Below are 19,112 nucleotides of genomic sequence, written 5' to 3' on the forward strand. Positions count from 1 at the left end.
AAACGGGTGTGGAGCATGAAGTTAAATTCATTAGCCGAAAGCCGGAAACTGTTTTATGGCTTTTCGTTGGCTCGCAGACCGAAGACTTTTCCTGTCATCTGCCGGACGGCTACTTTCCACACTTTTACGTTACGTACGGCAGGATCGGAATAGCTGAATGCGTTGTCTGTATAATGTCGCATGATGATATCCAGTGCACGGCGTTTATCGTCTATCTCTTCGATGAATTCCACTTGCCCCCGACACATCGCGCTTTCGGAACGCATACTGTAACTGCAGGCTACCTTTTCGTGTTGGTAGACAAGTTTATGTCCGAGGCTGAAAGTGATACATACATTATTATTATGTTCCAACATCTCTAACTTGCTGCCTTCGGGACCTGAATGCAGATATATGGTGCCATTTTCATAACCGAAGTTCATGGGAACTACATAGGGATTACCTTCTAAATCTGTAATGCCCACAAAACAGGCATCGCAATGCAGGATAATGGACTCGATTCGTTGTTTGTCTTCGATAATGACAGTCTTCATGGATATATGAATGTTATAATAGTAAGAATAATCAAAATGATACGCTAAAGTACAGACTTACGACTGATTACACAAATCTATGCAAACTTTTTTCTCGTTGTTTTCACAGATTTATCTAATCAATCGTATTCCCGTACTAATGTTATCAGGGGTTGAATGAGCTTTTCAGTTTGCTTGAATATTCAAACTTTTACTTTTCTATTAATTCGAAGTCCAATTGTTTCTTCTCCAAATTGGCACGGGCTACCCGAACAGTAATAGCGTCTCCCAAACTGTATATTTTGTTTTTGCGGCGTCCGCGAAGACAATAGTTCTTCTCGTCGAATTCGTAATAGTCATCATCCAAGTCACGAACAGGAACCAGACCTTCACATTTGTTTTCGTTCAGTTCTACATAAAGTCCCCACTCGGTTACGCCGGAGATTACACCGTCGTAAATCTGTCCCAGACGTTCGCTCATAAATTCCACCTGTTTATATTTGATGGAAGCACGCTCGGCATTGGCTGCGATTTGTTCCATGTTGGAGCTGTGGTCGCAGAGGTCCTCGTACTTGGCTTCGGATACGCTGCGCCCTCCGTCCATATATTTTGTCACCAAACGATGTACCATCATGTCCGGGAAACGGCGGATGGGAGAAGTAAAGTGAGTGTAATATTCGAAGGCCAGTCCGTAGTGGCCGATGTTATGAGTTGAATAACGTGCTTTTTGCATGGCGCGGATAGATACCGTTTCAATCAGGTTCTCTTCTTTCTTTCCATGAATGTCATCCAATAAGTGGTTGATGGATTTGGAGATATCCGTCTTCGTTCCGCTTGTGCGCACTTTGTAGCCGAAGCGGGCAATGAACTGTGACAAGTTCTCCAACTTCTCCGGATCGGGCAGGTCGTGAATACGGTAGGGAAGCACTTTGGGCTTTTTATTTTTGGGCACTTTACCTACAAACTCTGCCACTGTTCTGTTAGCGAGCAACATGAATTCTTCCACCAGTTTATTAGCATCTTTTGACTCCTTGAAGTAAACGCTGATTGGTTTTCCTTTTTCGTCAATCTCGAACTTCACTTCGTAGCGGTCGAAGTTGATGGCTCCTGCAGAGAAACGTTTTTCGCGCAGTGCTTTGGCAATGGTATCTAATGTGAGCACTTCTTCTTTGAAGTCTCCTTCTTTTGTTTCTATGATTTGTTGTGCCTCTTCATAGGTGAAGCGACGGTCGGAGTTGATAACCGTATGTACGATGCGTGAGTCTTTAATTTCTCCTTTTTCCGTAATATCGAAGATAACGGAGAAAGCTAGTTTTTCTTCGTTCGGGCGGAGTGAACAAATGAAGTTACACAGCCGTTCGGGAAGCATCGGAATGGTACGGTCTACCAGGTAAACGGAGGTTGCTCGTTTTTCTGCTTCCTTGTCGATGATTCCTCCTTCTTTTACGTAATGTGTCACGTCGGCAATGTGTACACCCACTTCCCATAATCCGTCTTTCAGTTTGCGGATGGAAAGTGCGTCGTCAAAGTCTTTGGCATCTTTCGGGTCGATGGTGAAAGTTGTTACCTTACGGAAATCTTCGCGTTTGGCAATCTCTTCTGCTGAAATCTCGGCAGGAATCTTGTCTGCTGCTGTTTCTACTGCTTTCGGATATACATACGGCAGACCGAATTCCGCAAGAATAGCGTGCATCTCTGTGGTATTGTCACCAGCCTGACCTAATATATCTATTATTTGTCCGATAGGATTCTTAGCCTTGTCCGGCCATTCGGTTACTTTCACAATGGCTTTATCTCCGGTTTTACCGCCTTTCAGCTTATCTTTCGGAATGAAAATATCATTGGCAAGTGTACGGTTCTCTGTCACCAGGAATGCGTATGACTTGGCTACTTCCAGTGTGCCGACGAAAGTATCGTTTGCACGTTCCAGTATTTCTATTACTTCTCCTTCTGCTTCTCTGTTCTTCCGTTTGGCATAAAAAGCAATTTTTACTTTGTCATTGTTCATGGCATGTGCCGAATTGCGTTCGGCCACAAATATCGGTTCGCCTCCTCCTTCAGGAATAAATGAATTCTTACCATTGCTTTTCCGTTGGAAAGTGCCTGTCATCTCCGTTCCATGATTGTTGAGACGGAATTTTCCTTTTTCTATTTCGGAAATATAATCGTCAGCTAAAAGGTCATGTAATATATCGACGCATAGCATTTTCTGCGGATGGGTGGTGAGACGCAGTTCTGAAAATATATATTTCATACTCAAGGTCTCGCTGGATTTGGCATGGAAAAAGTCTATTAATAATGCTGCCAGCTCTTTCTTACTCATTCTTTTGCCGGCCTTTTTCTCTTTCTTTTCTTTCTTTTTTGCCATATTATATGGAATTTATTAGTAGTTCAATCTACAAAGTAAACAAATTTTTGGACTTGATAGTTCTGAATGAGGACAAAACTTTTTGTGTTACTTGATATTTCATAGATTTTGAAACAGAAAGCCTCCTTTTCTGAATCAATTCGGAAAAGGAGGCTGGTCGGGTTTATAAAGAGAGAGAGAATAAAATTAGAATACCTTCGTTATGGTCATAATTACATATTGCATTTTCACTATTTCCTGTGTAGAGAGGCACATAAAAAGGGAAGTATATCTCTTGACACGCTTCCCTTATCTTTAAGAGAGAATTTATTAATTCTGTAATGAACTAATTGATGAATACTTGTTTATAACTAATTTTTTACGCAACGTACCGAAAGACCGCGTTTTTCTTGTATTCCTCCTTTATCAGAAGAATAACCTAATCCATAGCTCATATTACTGAAATATACAGTTCCTGCTCCATAAGTAGCTTGGTCTGTACTCCAAAAATCTGTTCTACTCTTTGACTTAGGTGTTTCAAAACCTCCACTATGATAGCATTGTCCAGCAGGTATAACATTAAAGCCATAGGTATCACGCGGGCCATTAGCAAGGTCAGGATTTTCATCTATCATGCCAGATTCTCCCCAACCGTCAGTATCAAGTTTTCCTGTTAATGCTGACCAGACGTTTTTACAATCTTTATCAGAGTACTTATTTCCATCCTCATCTGTCCATACGTTACCTTCAACTGGTGCTAATTCACTAACAACAAAACTTTCTAGCTTTTTCCATTCTGCTTTACTTGGCAGGTGCCATCCGCTAGGACAGATTCCTTGGATACCACTTGGTATGGCTTCTGCATCTCCACCTGTTGCATTCTTTTGGTTCATAGCGGCATACCAATTATACAAGACTCCGTATGTTTTATATTCTTTCGTGGCTTTAGCTGCATTTACATCTTCGCCATCATAGTTGAAAACAAAATAGAGTGGATCTCCATCACTAGTAGCGGCAGCTTCCGGTTTGCTAACTGATGGTAAATAGGCCAAGTTCTCTGCCATCCATATTTGTTCACCAATCGTAACAATTTTGTATTCATGATTGTCTCGTGGGTCAATCATTTTTCCTTCTTCCGGTTCAGGAGTTGGTTTTGTTTTTTGTAATGTGACATTAACTTCACTTGTTGCCGTAGTGCCTTGATCACCTTTGACGGTTAATTCAATTTTTAATGCTCCTTCGGCTTGGTTAGCTTCAAATGTATAATCATAGCTAAAAGGCACAGCAGTAACTTCTGATATAGCTTTGTCTCCTACTTTTAATGTGACGTTTGAGATTTCACCAAAGTCAATCGTTGCTTCTCCTTTGATTGTCATTTTTTCTGCAATGTTTACCGTAGCTCCTTCAGCAGGTGCAGATATGGAGCATGTTACATGTTGCTCGGGAGTAGGGTCGTTGTTGTCGTCACCACAAGCAATTAGTCCTAAGACTGCGAATAAAAAGAATCCAAATTTTTTCATAAATGTATTTATATTTAGTGAGTAATAATATAATCGTTAGTCTTTGATACAACGGACAGGAAGACCTACTCCCGGATTGAATTCTGCATTGGTTACAAATGTGTGGAGGTCTGACCATAAACGTACGGTGATACCGAATTCAGGTCCCATTTGTACTCCGGCTGTCGAACTCCACCAGCCGGCACTGTAGCAGGTATGCATCCAATCTTCGTCACCTGCACATGCACGGAATCCGATGGGTAAACCGTTGAACAAGGTTGCATTATTCTTTTCCATTTCTACGCCAACCCAAGTTGGTTGAGGTTCTATTTCTGTATATTCTGGCAGCATCCACATTGTTGTTGAAGCTAAAGCTTTTGCTATGGCTGTTTCGTCTACTTGACCATCACTCATGATAGCGGCCATGCCGGAGTCTAAAACATATTTAGATAATGTCTGCCATTCTTTTTGCGACGGAATATGCCATCCGTCAGGACAAACACCTTTTATATTTCGTGTTTCATCTTCTCCTAATGCTGTTTCACCTTGAAGTGCTGCAGGTAAGTTATAGTAGGCTCCATAAGCTTTTAAATAAGCTTTTCCCAAGTCTGTTTTGATATCACTGTCGAACATGACATAATATTTGGGCGCTGTTGAAGATATATCAAAATTCTGTTCCGGTAAATAGCGTAAATTTTCTGCCATCCATAACTGGTCTGCAAGTTGTACCGTCTTGTATACATTTCCATCACGTGTATCTGTGAGGTCTTCTCCGATTTGAGGTGGTGCAGGTCTGTCACCGAGTTCTGTTGTGACAGTAATAGTTGCCAAAGCACTGCCTTCATGATCTCCTTTGACTGCTAATTCAATTTTCAACTCTCCTGGTTCAGCTTCCTTGGGGAAAGTGTATTCATAGTAGAATGGAACCGAACTTATGTCGGTAATAACTTCTCCTCCTACTTTAAGTTCAGCGGAGATAATTTTACCATAGTTAGTCGTTCCTTCTCCTCTGATAATCAGTTTGTCTGATATTATAACGGTTTCTCCGTTAGTCGGCATAAATATCTCACAGCTTACCTGTTGGTCCGGAAGTATTTCTCCTCCTCCGCTTGCGGTGCTGTTGTCATCTTTACAGCTTGCACCAAGTAATCCTAATGCCACGATAAAGCTAGTTAATAGTATCTTTTTCATATGTTATTGGATTATGTCTTCTTTAAATAGAATACAATTAATAAAAATGGACAGATTGTCTATAACTTTCTGTAGTTTTGCATCTTCATATACCCGGAAAACAAAACCGAAAGGATCACTTTCTTTTATTCCGGAAAAAGCGAAAACGAATGTTCCGTCTGTTAACATTACGGGGCCTAATGAGATTGTTACAGAAGGATCTTTTACATAATATAGGTCAGAGCTAAGAATTTCGAATGAGAGATATAAATTGTCCTCGAAGACTCCTAGGTTTTGACCGGCCCCAAAAGCCAGGCAATTGTCTATGGCTTTTGCTTTCAGTTTGTAAGGCAATCCGGTTAGAATGTTTGAAAGCAGATATGTTCCGTCTTCCTGTTTCTCAATGGTGACATCTTTCAAACCGTAATTCATTTGCCCGTCTGAAAACATACCTTGCCATGTTCCGGTAAGCTCGTCAACATCATATTGTATTACCTGATAAGAAGCCGATCTGTCTTTTGCTGCCACATTGACAATAGCTCCTCTCATTTTTCCGGAGGTATTTTCTTTTACCTTGAAATTTATTCCCTTCGCATTCTGTTCAAATGACAACCATTCTTGAGCTTCTGCGGGTATGTCTATTGTATAATCGAAAGAACTTTGTAGTTTTATTGGCAGAGTAGCTGCTTTATTGTCGGTACGGAGCATCCATTCGTCTTTGCCGAAGATGAAAACAGCTCCGGATTGATTGATGTTGAATGCTTCTGTCTCTACTCCGTTACTGATTGTCAATAAAGCATTTCTACCGGAGTACCCGGTATTTTCTTTTACTTCGAATACTACTTCATTGGGGTTTACTTCTTTCAGCACACACCAGTCGGCATTAACATCTGCTGTTATATTGCCTGTTGCCTGAAGTTGTATATAGCCTTTTCCTCCAGTCGCTTGGAAATTAGTATTTACAGCTTTGATCTCTAACCTGGATTCGCTGCTTTCCGTATCATTGCATCCCGCTATTGCTATGGTGCAAAGTACAAATAAGAATATATTAAAAAACTTTCTCATAATTGTATTAATTACTTTCGTTTTCTTTTACCATTAAGATTGAGTTATACCAGCTCCAGTAACCCATTAGTCCGGAGGTTGAATATTCATCAGATGAATAAGCCCAGATTATTAATGATGTAATTTCCTGGCTTGCTTTATCCGCAAAGTAAAAAGTGAAAGGGTTGCTGTTTGTCGTCACATTTATCAATCCGTTGCGTAGGCGTGATGGCAGACTTAATTCTGTGTGGGCATAGCCTTCCACACCTGCCGCGCACGCAAAGTAATAAGACGATGAAGAAGTCGAACTTATACTTTGTGAATCTAAAACTAGTTTTCCGCTGGCTTTGTCATACTGGAGGGTGAAGTTGAATCCGCCAATACTTTTCAGTGTATAACTTTCTCCTCTGACTTTAGGAGAGATGGTTACAGATTGCGAAGTTGGCCCTTCGTCATAATCGTCAATCGTTGCAGTGTAGGTACCGATATAGTCTTCATATTGTAGATAGTTTTCGGGATAATATTCTTTAAGTACGATGTCAGTTGCTCCTGCGTCGGTACAAACAAATAGTCTGGACTTTCTATCCCATTTGAAGTTTTGGACTTCAAGTCCGTTGACATTGTACGGGGATTGTAACTTTAATCCTTTTTCTGTGTAGATATAGGGTAAACTTCTTGCACTACTATAATCGGCGCTGTAAGCGGAGAATGTAGCCATTGTGCCATTGTTGCGTATAAAGTAATTCAGTACTTGTCCGCCTTTCTCCATGCGGTATGTATTTAGAAAAGCATCTTTCTCAATGTTAATAATATCTTCAATCTGAATACGCCATGGTATATCTTTGGGCATAGGCGTCATCTCCATTATGTTTTTGTATTTTTTTCCTTGCAGAATTACCTTGTCGGGAGTTGCGCTCATTATAATAAACTCGTAATCCCCTCCTAGGTTCATGTTCAGGCCTAGAGGACCTGAAAACATATGGATCAGTGGGTTGTACGAATCGAAAGTGAGCATTGTGCTTTGTTCCGATTTTACTTGATAAAGGGAGGTTGTTATAGTTCCCGGTTTGTAGCTTTCTGCACCTGTTTCCGAAGCCATTTCTACTTGCTTCCCGTCAAATTTCATTAGTAAAGTGATTGCACCTGCAGAATAGTTGCTTCCTATGTAATATTCCAGTTTCCAGCCGTTCGGCACATCTTTAAGAATCTCCTGGCATTTGATTACATCGGCTGTGGCTCTATTGGCAGATGATTCGTCGAATATTTCTTCTTCGGAGAAAAGACAAGATTGCAAAACAATGCAGGCCAATGCCAGAAGTGTGTATATGGATAGATATTTCTTCATAATTTTCATATTTTATTCAATAATACTTAAGTCTACATAGCCGTTTGCTATGTCATCTTGGCGTCGTAGAACAATCTCGCGTAATTCGTCCAGATTGATTCCCCAGGTTTGTTCCATATAACTATAGACTATTTCGAATTTCTGCTTTATGAGTGTACGACCGTTTTCACCGGCATTTTGCAGCATGTTATTCCAGTAGTCTTTGGTATTTGTGACATACACTGCGATGTTCTCCACAAAATCTTCACGTGATTCACTCATTGCATAAGGAGTGACAAATCCTTGTTGCCATGCATTGCGGTCGGCTCCCACCATATACCAGTCGCTACCGATGTAGGCATTTTCCGTAATACGGTCAAAGGCCGGATCATAGTTTTTAGTTTGATGCAGAATATGTGCGAACTCATGGTGCATTGTCTGGAAATAGTAGTCGTTTAACAGGTTAATATCTATTTGGTCGGGATTGATGTCATTTACATTGTATAATGTAATTTTCATGCCGCCTTCAGCTGTTCCTAATACCATAGTTCCATTGTCTTCATAGGCGGGGGAACCGATAAAGTGGATTGTCTTAGGAATATATTGGCGTAAGAAGTTCGGATTACCTGTTGCTTCATCGTATGCTTCCAGCCACACATGTTTGATAATTTTAGCCAGTACCACAGACTTTTTGTATTCGGCAGGTGCTAATATGTGTGTCATGTCGCTCTCGTTATCTTCCATGCGATATTTTAATGCAATGTTGTATGGATGGGTATAATTGCCTAATATCCACTTGTCGAATGGGTTACGATTTACTTCTTCTGTGGAGAAAATGCTGTTTGCTTTGTCTACGTCTTCGTCATTGTTGCAAGCACCCAGTCCACAGGTCAATGTCATGATTAAACTGTATATGATGTATTTCTTCATATTTTTTTCCTCCTAAAGTTATTTAGTCATTTCTTGGATTTGGTTGCATACCTGCTGTAATGACACTGGCCGGTAGCTGAATTGCACGTCTGGGGTCATTCGTGTCCATCTTGTCGGTGATATTCACCAAGGTATAACCTTCATAATAGCGGCGGTAGATTATAATGCCATAGCGTTTTATATCTTGCCATCTAAGCCCCTCTTCTAAGGTTAGCAGACGTCTTGCATGTAGAATACAATGTATTAGATTCTCCTGCATTCCTTTTTCTACTACAAAATCCGGATGCAATTCCTTTTTTACTGTCGGAGCTTCCGGTGTGTAATATTTTAGTCGGGCATAAAAATCATTGATTGTCTCCTTGGTCAAAGTTTGGGTGTTTTTTGTAAAGGCTTTCTGCCAGGCATCTATATCAGCGGCAGCTTCGTCATAACGTTTTAGTAACGTGTAGGCTTCAGCTCGGCAAAGCAATGCTTCGTCGGTGGTAAAAGCAGGATACAGCATGTAGCCGATCCAACTGTTGCCCGACGTGAATTGCTGATAGATAACTAAGCGGCGGAATCCGTTCTTTATAGAGCCACCGGGTGAAAATGGGATCTGATGATAACTTGACTGATCTCCCCATGGACCTTCGGATTTACAACTTTCCGAAGCAGTAATATTGTTCATGCAATATCTTTCGCAGTTGGCATAACCCGGATCGGAAACCAATGGCCAATATGAAGCTGCTGATATTACCATTAGATTGGCACGGTTATCTGCATCTACATAAGCGTTCGGCTGTATATTCTTGTTGGGAGATAAAGCTCCTAATGCAGCCCAGTCACGTAAATATTGGGACGCATTATTACCGAGTACTATATTGGCATAATTGATAACTTTCTGACAGTTGGAAAAATCCGGTTGTGTATAATATAGATAAAAGCGGGCTGCAAATGCATAAGCGGCCTTCTTATTAAAATGATATTTTACCCGTGAGTAAATATTGTCATCAATTAAAGGCAGTCCTTCTTCTAAATCGGCTGCAATATTTTCGTATACTTCAGCAACTGTTCCGCGTGAGTATTGTGGATTTACAGATGTTTCCGGTTCTTTTATGTAAGGTATACCCAAGTCTTTGTCCCCATTTGTACCATACGCTTTGCAGAATGTGGTAGCTAATACAAAATGATTGTATGCACGGCATATCAAAGCTTCGCCTTTTTGGGCTGATAATGATTGAGGACTTCCCATCTGCTCAATAGCCGCCAAGGCTTGGTTGGCTGATGCAATCGAGTTATAACAGTCATTCCATAAAGCATGAGGAGAGTCCTGATTTTCTTCAGTCGTTTGTTGCCAACGGTACAAATGTTCGTTTAATCGGAAAAGGTAGCTGTATGCTCTGCTATTTTCATCGATATTGTCACTGTAAAATTCTCCTATGTGGCAGTTGGTAGTCATAGGATATGCAGATACCAGAACTTTAGTAATACTTTCTTCAGTAGTCAATTCGGTTCGGTTATCCGGCATTTCATCTAAAAAGTCACTACAGGAAGTTGTTCCCAAGAATAGAGCTGAAATGAGTGTTGTATATAAGACGTTTCTGTATTTCATCATTTTTATAATTATCTGAATGGTTAAAATCCTAATCTAAGAGTCAATGTAAACTGACGGGGTACAGGGGAAGCTACTCCACCGGTATTGAAGAATTCCGGGTCCTGTCCGTTGAGTTTTTTATCTGCATAAATCAGGAATAAATTGGTAGCCTGAAGTTTCAAAGATAAATTAGATATCTTTGCTGGTGCAATCCATGATTGGGGGAAGTCATAGGACAAGGATATCTCTTTCATACGGATAAAGTCTCCCTTGGCAATTCGTTCTGTAGAATAATTGTAGGCATTATATGCATACATTAAATCTTTATTATCTTCATATTGGCGTTTCGAGATAATAGTGGGGATATTCGTGCGTTTCTCATCACCCGGCACTGTCCAGCGATTCTTGAATTCGCGTGGCATAGAAGATAAGTCACTATATTGATAGCTGAAACATGGATTCAAACGTACTACATTACCAAATGAATAGGTGATGAATACATTCAGTTTGAATGCTTTATAAGTGAAAATATTACCAAAACTTCCTGTTATGGTAGGATCAGTAGGACCTTCATATTTTAGGTAGTCTATGTTGTCACGTGTCTGAAAATCAATATCGGTACTGGTTATTTTTCCATTGATATTATACATCGGGATACCATTTGAATTTAGGCCGACAAATGGAATGGAAAACAAACCACGTACCGGGTAACCCTGACGGGCAAAACCGTAACCTGAAACTAAATCCATTACGCTGGAACGGGCATTCAGTTCTGTAACTTCATTTTTTGCTTTGGAAAAGATGAAGTCTGTATGCCATGAAAAGTTTTTCGACTGGATATTCTTACTTGAGATGGTGAACTCGATACCATGTGATTTCATGGAAGCTATATTGGCATATTTGTAGATAGAACCGCCTACTCCTTGTGTCGGGGTAATACCAATCAGGTCATAGTTGTTGCGTTTATACCAGTCGATCGAAAAATTGATCCGGTTGTCTAAGAATCCCATGTCGGCACCGATGTTCAACTCATGCTTTTTTTCGTAGGTTAATTCACTGTTTTCAGGATCAGATACATAAAGTCCTGTTTCCTGTCCGCTGGTGAAAGGACGAAATGGTGAATAACTAGTGATTATGGCATGTGAGTTGGTCACATATTCCGGTCCTCTATCGGCTGTTAAAGAGTAGGATGCTTTGAATGTTAAGTGTGACAGTACAGAGCTGAATGTCTTGAAGAAATTTTCTTCATGTACATTCCATGCTCCTGACATATTCCATGTAGGAAGCCAGCGGGAAGAACGGCTTTTTCCCATGCGATTGGTGCCTTCATAGCGGAATGTTCCGTTTACTGTATAACGTCCATCATAAGAATAAGTTGCGTTGGCAAAGCCTGCTACACTTCTTGTTGTTGTATGGTTTAATCCATAATAGCTTTCACCGGATTCAATGCCCTTCTTGAAGAATTCATATACATACGATGGTATTTCACCCATTGTATATTGCATTCCCCATCCTTGAAAATAATTTTGCATACGTTTCAAATCATTTACTTCCATACCGGCGAAAAGATTGGTTATATGCTTTTCTGCAAATAAATGATTCCAGGATGCTGTGGCACGGAAGTCTACCCCCAACATACGATAGTCCTTACGCTGGTAAATACCTCCTTCCGGTAGTATACTGATAGGCAAAGCATACGGATTATCCGGATTGGTATACAATAAGTTGTTTTCGTCACGAATGGTAGCGTCGTCCATTCCTGTGCGATAAGCGGTTGCCTGATTCGAGTGATCTTTGATGTTGTGTTCTTGTGAAGAAGCCTGATATCTGACTGCTCCTAATGCACTTAGCTCTAATTCCGGAAGGGCTTTCCATTTTATTTCTCCTTGAAATTTAACATCAGCTACATTCAAGTCCATATAATTGTTATCCAATTCATGGAGGATATTGAACGGTGCATAGTTGGCTGTATAGTCAACTGTTGGATCTAGTGCGCGTGATGTATTTAGTGCATACGAATAGGGATTGATGTCAAACTGACGGGTAACTTCTCCACTTGCTGCATTAACCTCTGAACTTAGTGTCCCGGGGGCTTTCTGTTTACGGTAGGAAGCACTGGAGATCAGGTTTATAGATAAATTCTTATATATATTATATGTTGTATTTAAATTAGCAGTATAACGTTTTACTTCACTTTGTTTATACCATCCCGGATCTGACATCGCACTTAATGAAGCATAGAATGAAGACTTTTCAGTTCCGGAAGTGATGCTGACCGAATGGTTTTGTGTAACGTTGTTGGAAAATAAGGTATTGAACCAGTCGGTATTTCTCATTTCCGCTTCGCGCAGGTAAGCATTACGTGCTTCCGGCGTGTTGGCAAGTCCGAATTGTCCTGTAACCGGGTTATATTGATTGATTAATTGATACATACGTCCATATACACCACTATCTTTGGCACGGTAAGTATCGCTGTTATTAAGCCATCCTTTCTGCTCCATCTCTTTGTAGATTCCCATTTGTTCCTGCGAATTCATAATGTTGAATTCTTTATAACTGGGAATCATACGGGTTGTAAATTCACCGGTATAGCTCATTTTGCTAACGCCGGCTTTTCCCTTCTTGGTTGTTACTACAATAACCCCTGCCATGGCTCGTGCGCCATAGATAGAGGTTGCTGATCCGTCTTTCAATATTTGAAAGCTCTCGATATCATCTGAATTCAACCCGGCAATGGCTGAACTGATTAGCGTCTCTGCATCTCCTGAAGATAAGTCATCCGGACCTACGTCAATAGCATCCTCCATGATGACTCCATCTACTACCCATAATGGCTTTGAACTACCGAAAATAGATGTGGCACCGCGTACCCGAATTTTCGGGGCAGTACCAAACGTGCCGGAAACATTTTGTACAGATACGCCTGCGGCGCGTCCTTCAAGTCCACGGCTGATATCAGGCAAACCATCTAGTTTCACTTCATCTGCGGACAATTGTTTGGTTGCTCCTGTAAACAGGCGTTTATCCATTTTTTGCATACCTGTTACTACTACTTCTGATAAAGTTTGTACATCAGGCATTAATGTAACATTCATAGTTGGGGTAGGAGTCAGATCTTGTGGCTTCATTCCTATATAAGAAAATTGTAACAGGGATTTATTGGATACATTTTCTATCGAAAACTTTCCGTCTATGTCTGTTAATACACCGGACTTGCTTCCCTTGATGACAACAGTTGCACCGATGAGAGGCTGTCCGTCATCACCGGAAATTACCACTCCTTTTACATTGAATACTTTCGCTTGTTTGGAAGGACCTTTGGAAGTAATTGTGATAAATTGATCTTCAATATGGTATTCTAGTGGCTTATTGGCTAAGATAATATCGAGAGTCTGCTCTATACTCTTATCTTTGACAGAGCCGGAAACGGTGAATTTCTTGACATCGTCATACGTAAATAGGATTTTGTAGCCGGAGAGTTTTTCCAGACGTTTAAGTACGGACGGCAATCGTTCGTTGCTAATCTCAATCGTGATTTTCTTTTGTGATTGCGTTTGAGCATTAACTTGGTAAGGCTGGAAGCACAATACGCATAGAAAACACACAATAAATAAGTTCCAATTATTTCTCATACGTTTGTTTTTAATAACACTATTTGGATATGTTTATATAACTAATGCGTACGAGAAAAGAAAATGGATACCCCTTTTGCGATTTATTTTTTAATAAAAGTGATATTTTGTTGTTTCTTGCATAGATTTGTTATACTTATGCAATAAAAACCTAGTCTATGGTAAGCGTATTGCCTTGCAAGGTGACAGTGACTTTTTTCATTCTGTTAAGCAATGAGATTGTGTGCTCTAAATCTTTAGTGCGATCGGATATGAAGTGCATTTTATATGTCATTGCTTCTTTGTTTCTGAATTCTATGTTTACATTGTACCAGCGTCCTAAGTTTTGCATAATATCTTTCAATGTAATATTGTCAAAATAGAAATAGCCGTCTTTCCAATAAACGTAAGAGTCTAAGTCTACTTCTGTTAGAACGAAATTTCCATCAGATTGCAGGTGTGCGTCTTCTCCCGGATATAGTCGGGTATATGATCCTCCTTTTGTGTTACTTACTTCTACTTTCCCGTTAATAAGTACTACATGGGTATCTTCGGGAGTATAGCTACGTATATTGAATTCCGTACCGAGAACGCGGGTTTGGACTGTCTCGGTTTTTACAATAAAGGGACGCTTGGCGTCTTTGGCTACCTTGAAATAAGCTTCGCCTTCTAAAGTAACGATACGCTCGTTGCCAATAAAGGCTGTAGGGTAAACAAAATTACTATTGGCATTCAGCCAGACTTCTGTGCCGTCACATAATACCACTTTGAAACTTTCACCTCGTGGCACGGTAAGTACGTGTGTCTGTGTAGTTGTTGAGATGACTTGCCTATAATCCAGCTCTTTCTTTTCAGACTTTGCGATGGCGGTTTTAGGCACGACTTGATTGTTTGACTGCGGTTCGTCTAACACAATTTTTTCTCCGTCATCTTTTTGCAAAACAATATGTTGGGGAGTAGTATCAGCAGTGAATACAGTGATTGGTTCTAGTGCAGGGGTTGTCAGGCTATTAATTAAGTAGTAACTCCCGAATAGAACGGTAATCATGGCGGCTATTCCGATAGTTGTTTTCCAGAGATTGGAACGCATTCGTGTTGAATGTTGTTTTTTCTTGAATCGCTCCAATTCCATTTCTACATTGGGAAGTTCTATTCCTCCTTTTTGTTGTAGGAAAAGACTGCTATCCATGATGTCGCGACAAGCTTGCAGGACTTCTTTATCTTTAAGCATCTCCTGCAGCTGTTCGTCGTTTATTTCTGAAGAACTCTCCATGATGTCGAGCGCCTTCTTTACAGATTCATCTGTATTGTTTATATTGTCAATATCTTTATTCATCACTGTTTGACTGTATCATACTTGTTTATATTACGTTTAATCATAAAATAAAGATACCTGATTTATGATTTTTTTGCACATTCTTCACGTATCACCTGTAATGCTTTCACAATATGCTTCCTGACTGCACTGACACTGATATTTAATTCTTCTGCCACTTCTTGATATTTCTTGCGTTGAATATAACATTCTTCTAAAATATGCCTGGTATGTGGAGTCAGTTTTTCCATTGCCTTGCTGATATGCATCATTCTTTCATCCTGCTCCAGATATTCCGTTTCAACATAACTTTTGGTTAGTTCGGAATAGATTTGTACATACTGTTCATGTATATTCTGATGTCGCAGGAAGTCAATGCTTTTGTTGCGAACGTAAATGTATAGATAAGATTTAGCCGTGGCTTTATCTATTTTTGCATAATTGGCCCAAATAAATTCGAAGGCGTCGCTTACGATATCCTTGCTAGCCTCCATATTATTAATCAGGTGAAATGCATAATAATAAAGTTGAGGATAGTACTCTTTAAAAAGAAAATCAAAATCGGCCTTATCTTCCACGTGCTTTAAAAGTGTTGAATAGTAAATAAATCGCGTTGCAAATAAACAAATAATAATTGAGAAAAGCAAAATGGCTTTTATTTTATATTTATCGTATCTTTGTGGCATCATATTTTTTCAATTAATATTCATGTAGGACCTGAAAAGTAATAATGGAGAGTATTTTAATTACAGGCGCGAGTGGTTTTATCGGCAGTTTCATCGTGGAGGAAGCGTTGAAGCGAAAGTTTGGTGTGTGGGCCGGGATTCGTTCTACGAGTAGCAAGCGGTATTTGAAAAACCGGAAAATCCACTTTCTGGAACTGGATTTTGCGCACCCTAATGAACTTCGTGCCCAACTCTCCGGGCATAAAGGCACTTACAACAAATTTGATTATATCATTCATTGCGCCGGTGTTACAAAGTGCCCCGACAAGCACTCTTTTGACTATGTGAATTATCTTCAGACCAAATATTTTATCGATACGTTGAAGGAGCTGAATATGGTTCCGAAACAGTTTATCTATATCAGTACATTGAGTGTGTTCGGACCTGTACGTGAGAAGGACTATACTCCGATAAAAGCGGACGACCCTGCGGTACCCAATACTGCTTATGGATTGAGCAAACTGAAAGCGGAGTTGTATATTCAGAGTATGCCCGGTTTCCCTTATGTCATTTATCGTCCTACAGGAGTCTATGGACCTCGTGAAGCTGATTACTATCTGATGGCAAAGTCTATTCAGAAACACGTTGATTTCTCGGTCGGTTTCCGTCGTCAGGACTTGACTTTTGTGTATGTGAAAGACATTGTGCAGGCTATTTTCCTAGGAATAGAGAAAAAAGTAGTTCGTAAGGCGTATTTCTTGACAGACGGGAAAGTTTATAAAAGCCGTGCCTTTTCGGATTTGATACAAAAAGAATTGGGTAATCCGTTTGTTCTTCACTTGAAATGTCCATTAATTGTGCTAAAAGTTATATCTTTGTTCGCTGAATTCATTGCTACACGTTCCGGGAGGAGCAGTACCCTGAATTCGGATAAATATAAGATAATGAAACAACGCAACTGGCAATGCGATATAACCCCGGTAATGGATGAACTGGGGTATGTGCCCGAATATGATTTGGAAAAGGGAGTTCGGGAAACCATTGCCTGGTATAAAAATGAAGGATGGCTTTAGACTTATTTAAGCGCATAGAAACCCGGAAAGGGTTGTTTGCTGTGGAAAAGATTACATTGATTTATAATCTGTTGACTTCCATATTGATTCTGTTCCTGTTTCAGCGGATGGATCATCCATGGCACATGTTGCTGGATAGGGCTATGATCGCGGCAATGACTTTTTTATTGATGTATCTTTATCGTCTTGCTCCCTGTAAATTTTCGGCGTTTGTGCGTATTGTTATTCAGATGAGTCTGCTGTCTTATTGGTATCCGGACACTTTCGAGTTCAATCGTTTTTTTCCGAATTTAGATCATGTATTTGCAACTGCCGAACAATTTATTTTCAATGGTCAGCCTGCTATTTGGTTCTGCCATACGTTTCCGCATCTTATAGTCAGCGAGGCGTTCAATATGGGATATTTCTTTTATTATCCGATGATGCTGATTGTGGCTCTATTCTATTTCATTTATAAATTTGAGTGGTTCGAAAAGATGTCTTTTGTGCTTGTCACTTCTTTCTTTATTTACTATCTGATTTATATATTCGTTCCTGTTGCAGGCCCTCAATTCTATTTTCCTGCCATTGGTATTGATAATGTATCTAAAGGTATTTTTCCTGCTATCGGTGATTATTTCAATCATAATCAGGAGTTACTTCCCGGACCGGGCTATCAGCACGGATTTTTTTATAGTTTGGTGGAAGGCTCGCAGCAAGTGGGTGAACGTCCTACGGCGGCATTCCCCAGTTCGCATGTAGGCATTTCTACTATTCTGATGATTATGGCTTGGCGTGGCAGCAAGAAGTTGTTTGCCTGTCTTATACCTTTCTATATGTTGCTCTGTGGGGCTACCGTATATATTCAGGCGCATTATGTGATTGATGCCATTGTTGGTTTCTTCTCTGCATTCCTATTGTATGTAGTCGTAACCTGGATGTTCAAAAAGTGGTTTGCGCAGCCGATGTTTAAATAGAAACCAAAGACCTTGACGTTTTAATTAGATCATGTTATTCTTCAGGAACAAGTACAAGTTCCTGAAGAATAGATATAATAGGTGCTGATTTAAATTTCCGGATTTTCTTTGCGTTGGGAAGTGATTTCATCAAATATCCGGAAAAGCTCTTCTTTTGTTTCTGCCCGTAACATCGCAATACGTGTGTTGCGGAAGTTAGGGATTCCCTTGAATAGAGGGCTTGCGGCCAGATGACGGCGTACATGCAAAATACCTCTACGCTCATCGAGCAGATTAACGCTGTCTACCACTTCCTGACGAAGTACTTCCATACACCATTCAAAACTAAGTGGAGGTAATTCTTCACCTGTCTCTAAATAGTGTTTTACTTCCTTGAATATCCATGGACGACCGAAGCTGGCGCGACCGATCATCACAGCATCTACTCCATAACGGTCAAAACACTCCTTACAGCGTTGAGGATTGGTCACGTCTCCATTACCGATAATGGGAATATGCATTCTCGGATTATTCTTCACTTCGCCTATCAGTGTCCAATCCGCCTCTCCGGTATACATTTGTGCGCGGGTACGGCCATGTATAGTCAATGCGGCTATGCCACAATCTTGCAATTGTTCCGCTAATTCTACAATTACTTTATTGTTTGCATCCCATCCCAAACGAGTCTTCACTGTTACGGGTATTTTCACCGCATCTACGACAGCACGGGTGATCTCCAGCATTTTGGGGATATTTTGTAGCATACCTGCTCCAGCACCTTTTCCAGCTACTCTTTTCACGGGACATCCGAAGTTAATATCCAGAATGTCAGGTTGTGCCTGCTCTACAATCTTGGCAGCTTCCACCATTGTCTCTGTATCTTTCCCGTATATCTGGATGGCGACAGGACGTTCTGCATCGCTGATACTTAGTTTCTGCGCAGTCTTGCTGACAGCGCGTATCAGTGCGTCACTCGATACAAATTCGGTGTACACCATATCTGCTCCGAATTTCTTGCATATCAGGCGGAAAGCCGGATCGGTTACATCCTCCATCGGGGCAAGTAAGATGGGGTGTTTTCCTAAATCTATATGGGCTATTTTCATATATAATA

At 40.4% G+C, this 19,112-nt stretch carries 14 protein-coding genes; 2 read left to right on the top strand and 12 right to left on the bottom strand.

From position 1 onward, the window contains the following. Positions 1 to 53: 53 nt before the first annotated feature. The 11 genes from KTR06_RS05245 to KTR06_RS05295 all read right to left on the bottom strand — a co-directional run bounded on the left by KTR06_RS05245 (position 54) and on the right by KTR06_RS05295 (position 16,011). Positions 54 to 533 (bottom strand): pyridoxamine 5'-phosphate oxidase family protein, encoded by a 480-nt coding sequence (locus KTR06_RS05245; RefSeq protein WP_008023449.1) that lies wholly within the window; start codon positions 531 to 533, stop codon positions 54 to 56. 190 nt (positions 534 to 723) lie between these two features. Next, a complete protein-coding gene (rnr, locus tag KTR06_RS05250) occupies positions 724 to 2,880 on the bottom strand; it encodes a ribonuclease R (RefSeq protein ID WP_008023447.1) in 2,157 nt (718 codons plus the stop codon). A 350-nt stretch (positions 2,881 to 3,230) separates the two neighbouring features. After that, the gene (locus tag KTR06_RS05255; RefSeq protein ID WP_004317012.1) at positions 3,231 to 4,379 is read right to left on the bottom strand and encodes an FISUMP domain-containing protein; all 1,149 of its coding nucleotides are present in this window, start codon (positions 4,377 to 4,379) and stop codon (positions 3,231 to 3,233) included. Between the two features lie 36 nt (positions 4,380 to 4,415). Continuing rightward, positions 4,416 to 5,549, bottom strand: a complete 1,134-nt coding sequence (locus tag KTR06_RS05260) for a fibrobacter succinogenes major paralogous domain-containing protein (RefSeq protein ID WP_008770520.1) — start codon at positions 5,547 to 5,549, stop codon at positions 4,416 to 4,418. A gap of 3 nt (positions 5,550 to 5,552) precedes the next feature. After that, positions 5,553 to 6,593 carry a BACON domain-containing protein gene (locus tag KTR06_RS05265; protein ID WP_055234497.1) on the bottom strand — a complete coding sequence of 347 codons (1,041 nt, stop codon included), beginning with the start codon at positions 6,591 to 6,593 and terminating at the stop codon, positions 5,553 to 5,555. A 7-nt stretch (positions 6,594 to 6,600) separates the two neighbouring features. After that, positions 6,601 to 7,917, bottom strand: a complete 1,317-nt coding sequence (locus KTR06_RS05270) for a DUF4302 domain-containing protein (protein ID WP_178285807.1) — start codon at positions 7,915 to 7,917, stop codon at positions 6,601 to 6,603. 12 nt (positions 7,918 to 7,929) lie between these two features. Further along, on the bottom strand, positions 7,930 to 8,826 hold the full coding sequence (locus KTR06_RS05275) for a putative zinc-binding metallopeptidase (protein WP_178285809.1): 897 nt from the start codon (positions 8,824 to 8,826) through the stop codon (positions 7,930 to 7,932). 22 nt (positions 8,827 to 8,848) lie between these two features. After that, positions 8,849 to 10,417, bottom strand: coding sequence for a RagB/SusD family nutrient uptake outer membrane protein (locus tag KTR06_RS05280; RefSeq protein WP_217290033.1), 1,569 nt, complete (start codon positions 10,415 to 10,417; stop codon positions 8,849 to 8,851). Between the two features lie 23 nt (positions 10,418 to 10,440). Further along, entirely contained in the window at positions 10,441 to 14,031 is a 3,591-nt protein-coding gene (locus tag KTR06_RS05285) for a SusC/RagA family TonB-linked outer membrane protein (protein ID WP_165861898.1), read from the bottom strand. Between the two features lie 151 nt (positions 14,032 to 14,182). Beyond that, positions 14,183 to 15,346 (bottom strand): FecR family protein, encoded by a 1,164-nt coding sequence (locus KTR06_RS05290; protein WP_055234493.1) that lies wholly within the window; start codon positions 15,344 to 15,346, stop codon positions 14,183 to 14,185. A 62-nt stretch (positions 15,347 to 15,408) separates the two neighbouring features. After that, entirely contained in the window at positions 15,409 to 16,011 is a 603-nt protein-coding gene (locus KTR06_RS05295; protein WP_004317021.1) for an RNA polymerase sigma-70 factor, read from the bottom strand. 44 nt (positions 16,012 to 16,055) lie between these two features. On the opposite strand from KTR06_RS05295, the gene KTR06_RS05300 reads away from it, so the two are divergent. Beyond that, on the top strand, positions 16,056 to 17,063 hold the full coding sequence (locus KTR06_RS05300) for an NAD(P)-dependent oxidoreductase (RefSeq protein ID WP_128859556.1): 1,008 nt from the start codon (positions 16,056 to 16,058) through the stop codon (positions 17,061 to 17,063). Beyond that, on the top strand, positions 17,054 to 18,019 hold the full coding sequence (locus KTR06_RS05305) for a phosphatase PAP2 family protein (protein ID WP_004298541.1): 966 nt from the start codon (positions 17,054 to 17,056) through the stop codon (positions 18,017 to 18,019). Before KTR06_RS05300 ends, KTR06_RS05305 begins: the two co-directional genes overlap by 10 nt. A gap of 89 nt (positions 18,020 to 18,108) precedes the next feature. On the opposite strand, the gene dusB is transcribed toward KTR06_RS05305, so the two are convergent. Then, the gene (dusB, locus tag KTR06_RS05310) at positions 18,109 to 19,104 is read right to left on the bottom strand and encodes a tRNA dihydrouridine synthase DusB (RefSeq protein WP_117684003.1); all 996 of its coding nucleotides are present in this window, start codon (positions 19,102 to 19,104) and stop codon (positions 18,109 to 18,111) included. Positions 19,105 to 19,112 lie beyond the last annotated feature (8 nt).

Source organism: Bacteroides sp. MSK.20.12, assembly GCF_019052435.1.
GTDB lineage: Bacteria > Bacteroidota > Bacteroidia > Bacteroidales > Bacteroidaceae > Bacteroides > Bacteroides xylanisolvens.

What these genes read in the sequence shown, in the direction of transcription:
- KTR06_RS05245 (WP_008023449.1), bottom strand. Translation starts at nt 533, where the DNA reads ATGAAGACTGTCATTATCGAAGACAAACAACGAATCGAGTCCATTATC.
- rnr (WP_008023447.1), bottom strand. Translation starts at nt 2,880, where the DNA reads ATGGCAAAAAAGAAAGAAAAGAAAGAGAAAAAGGCCGGCAAAAGAATG.
- KTR06_RS05255 (WP_004317012.1), bottom strand. Translation starts at nt 4,379, where the DNA reads ATGAAAAAATTTGGATTCTTTTTATTCGCAGTCTTAGGACTAATTGCT.
- KTR06_RS05260 (WP_008770520.1), bottom strand. Translation starts at nt 5,549, where the DNA reads ATGAAAAAGATACTATTAACTAGCTTTATCGTGGCATTAGGATTACTT.
- KTR06_RS05265 (WP_055234497.1), bottom strand. Translation starts at nt 6,593, where the DNA reads ATGAGAAAGTTTTTTAATATATTCTTATTTGTACTTTGCACCATAGCA.
- KTR06_RS05270 (WP_178285807.1), bottom strand. Translation starts at nt 7,917, where the DNA reads ATGAAGAAATATCTATCCATATACACACTTCTGGCATTGGCCTGCATT.
- KTR06_RS05275 (WP_178285809.1), bottom strand. Translation starts at nt 8,826, where the DNA reads ATGAAGAAATACATCATATACAGTTTAATCATGACATTGACCTGTGGA.
- KTR06_RS05280 (WP_217290033.1), bottom strand. Translation starts at nt 10,417, where the DNA reads ATGAAATACAGAAACGTCTTATATACAACACTCATTTCAGCTCTATTC.
- KTR06_RS05285 (WP_165861898.1), bottom strand. Translation starts at nt 14,031, where the DNA reads ATGAGAAATAATTGGAACTTATTTATTGTGTGTTTTCTATGCGTATTG.
- KTR06_RS05290 (WP_055234493.1), bottom strand. Translation starts at nt 15,346, where the DNA reads ATGAATAAAGATATTGACAATATAAACAATACAGATGAATCTGTAAAG.
- KTR06_RS05295 (WP_004317021.1), bottom strand. Translation starts at nt 16,011, where the DNA reads ATGCCACAAAGATACGATAAATATAAAATAAAAGCCATTTTGCTTTTC.
- KTR06_RS05300 (WP_128859556.1), top strand. Translation starts at nt 16,056, where the DNA reads ATGGAGAGTATTTTAATTACAGGCGCGAGTGGTTTTATCGGCAGTTTC.
- KTR06_RS05305 (WP_004298541.1), top strand. Translation starts at nt 17,054, where the DNA reads ATGGCTTTAGACTTATTTAAGCGCATAGAAACCCGGAAAGGGTTGTTT.
- dusB (WP_117684003.1), bottom strand. Translation starts at nt 19,104, where the DNA reads ATGAAAATAGCCCATATAGATTTAGGAAAACACCCCATCTTACTTGCC.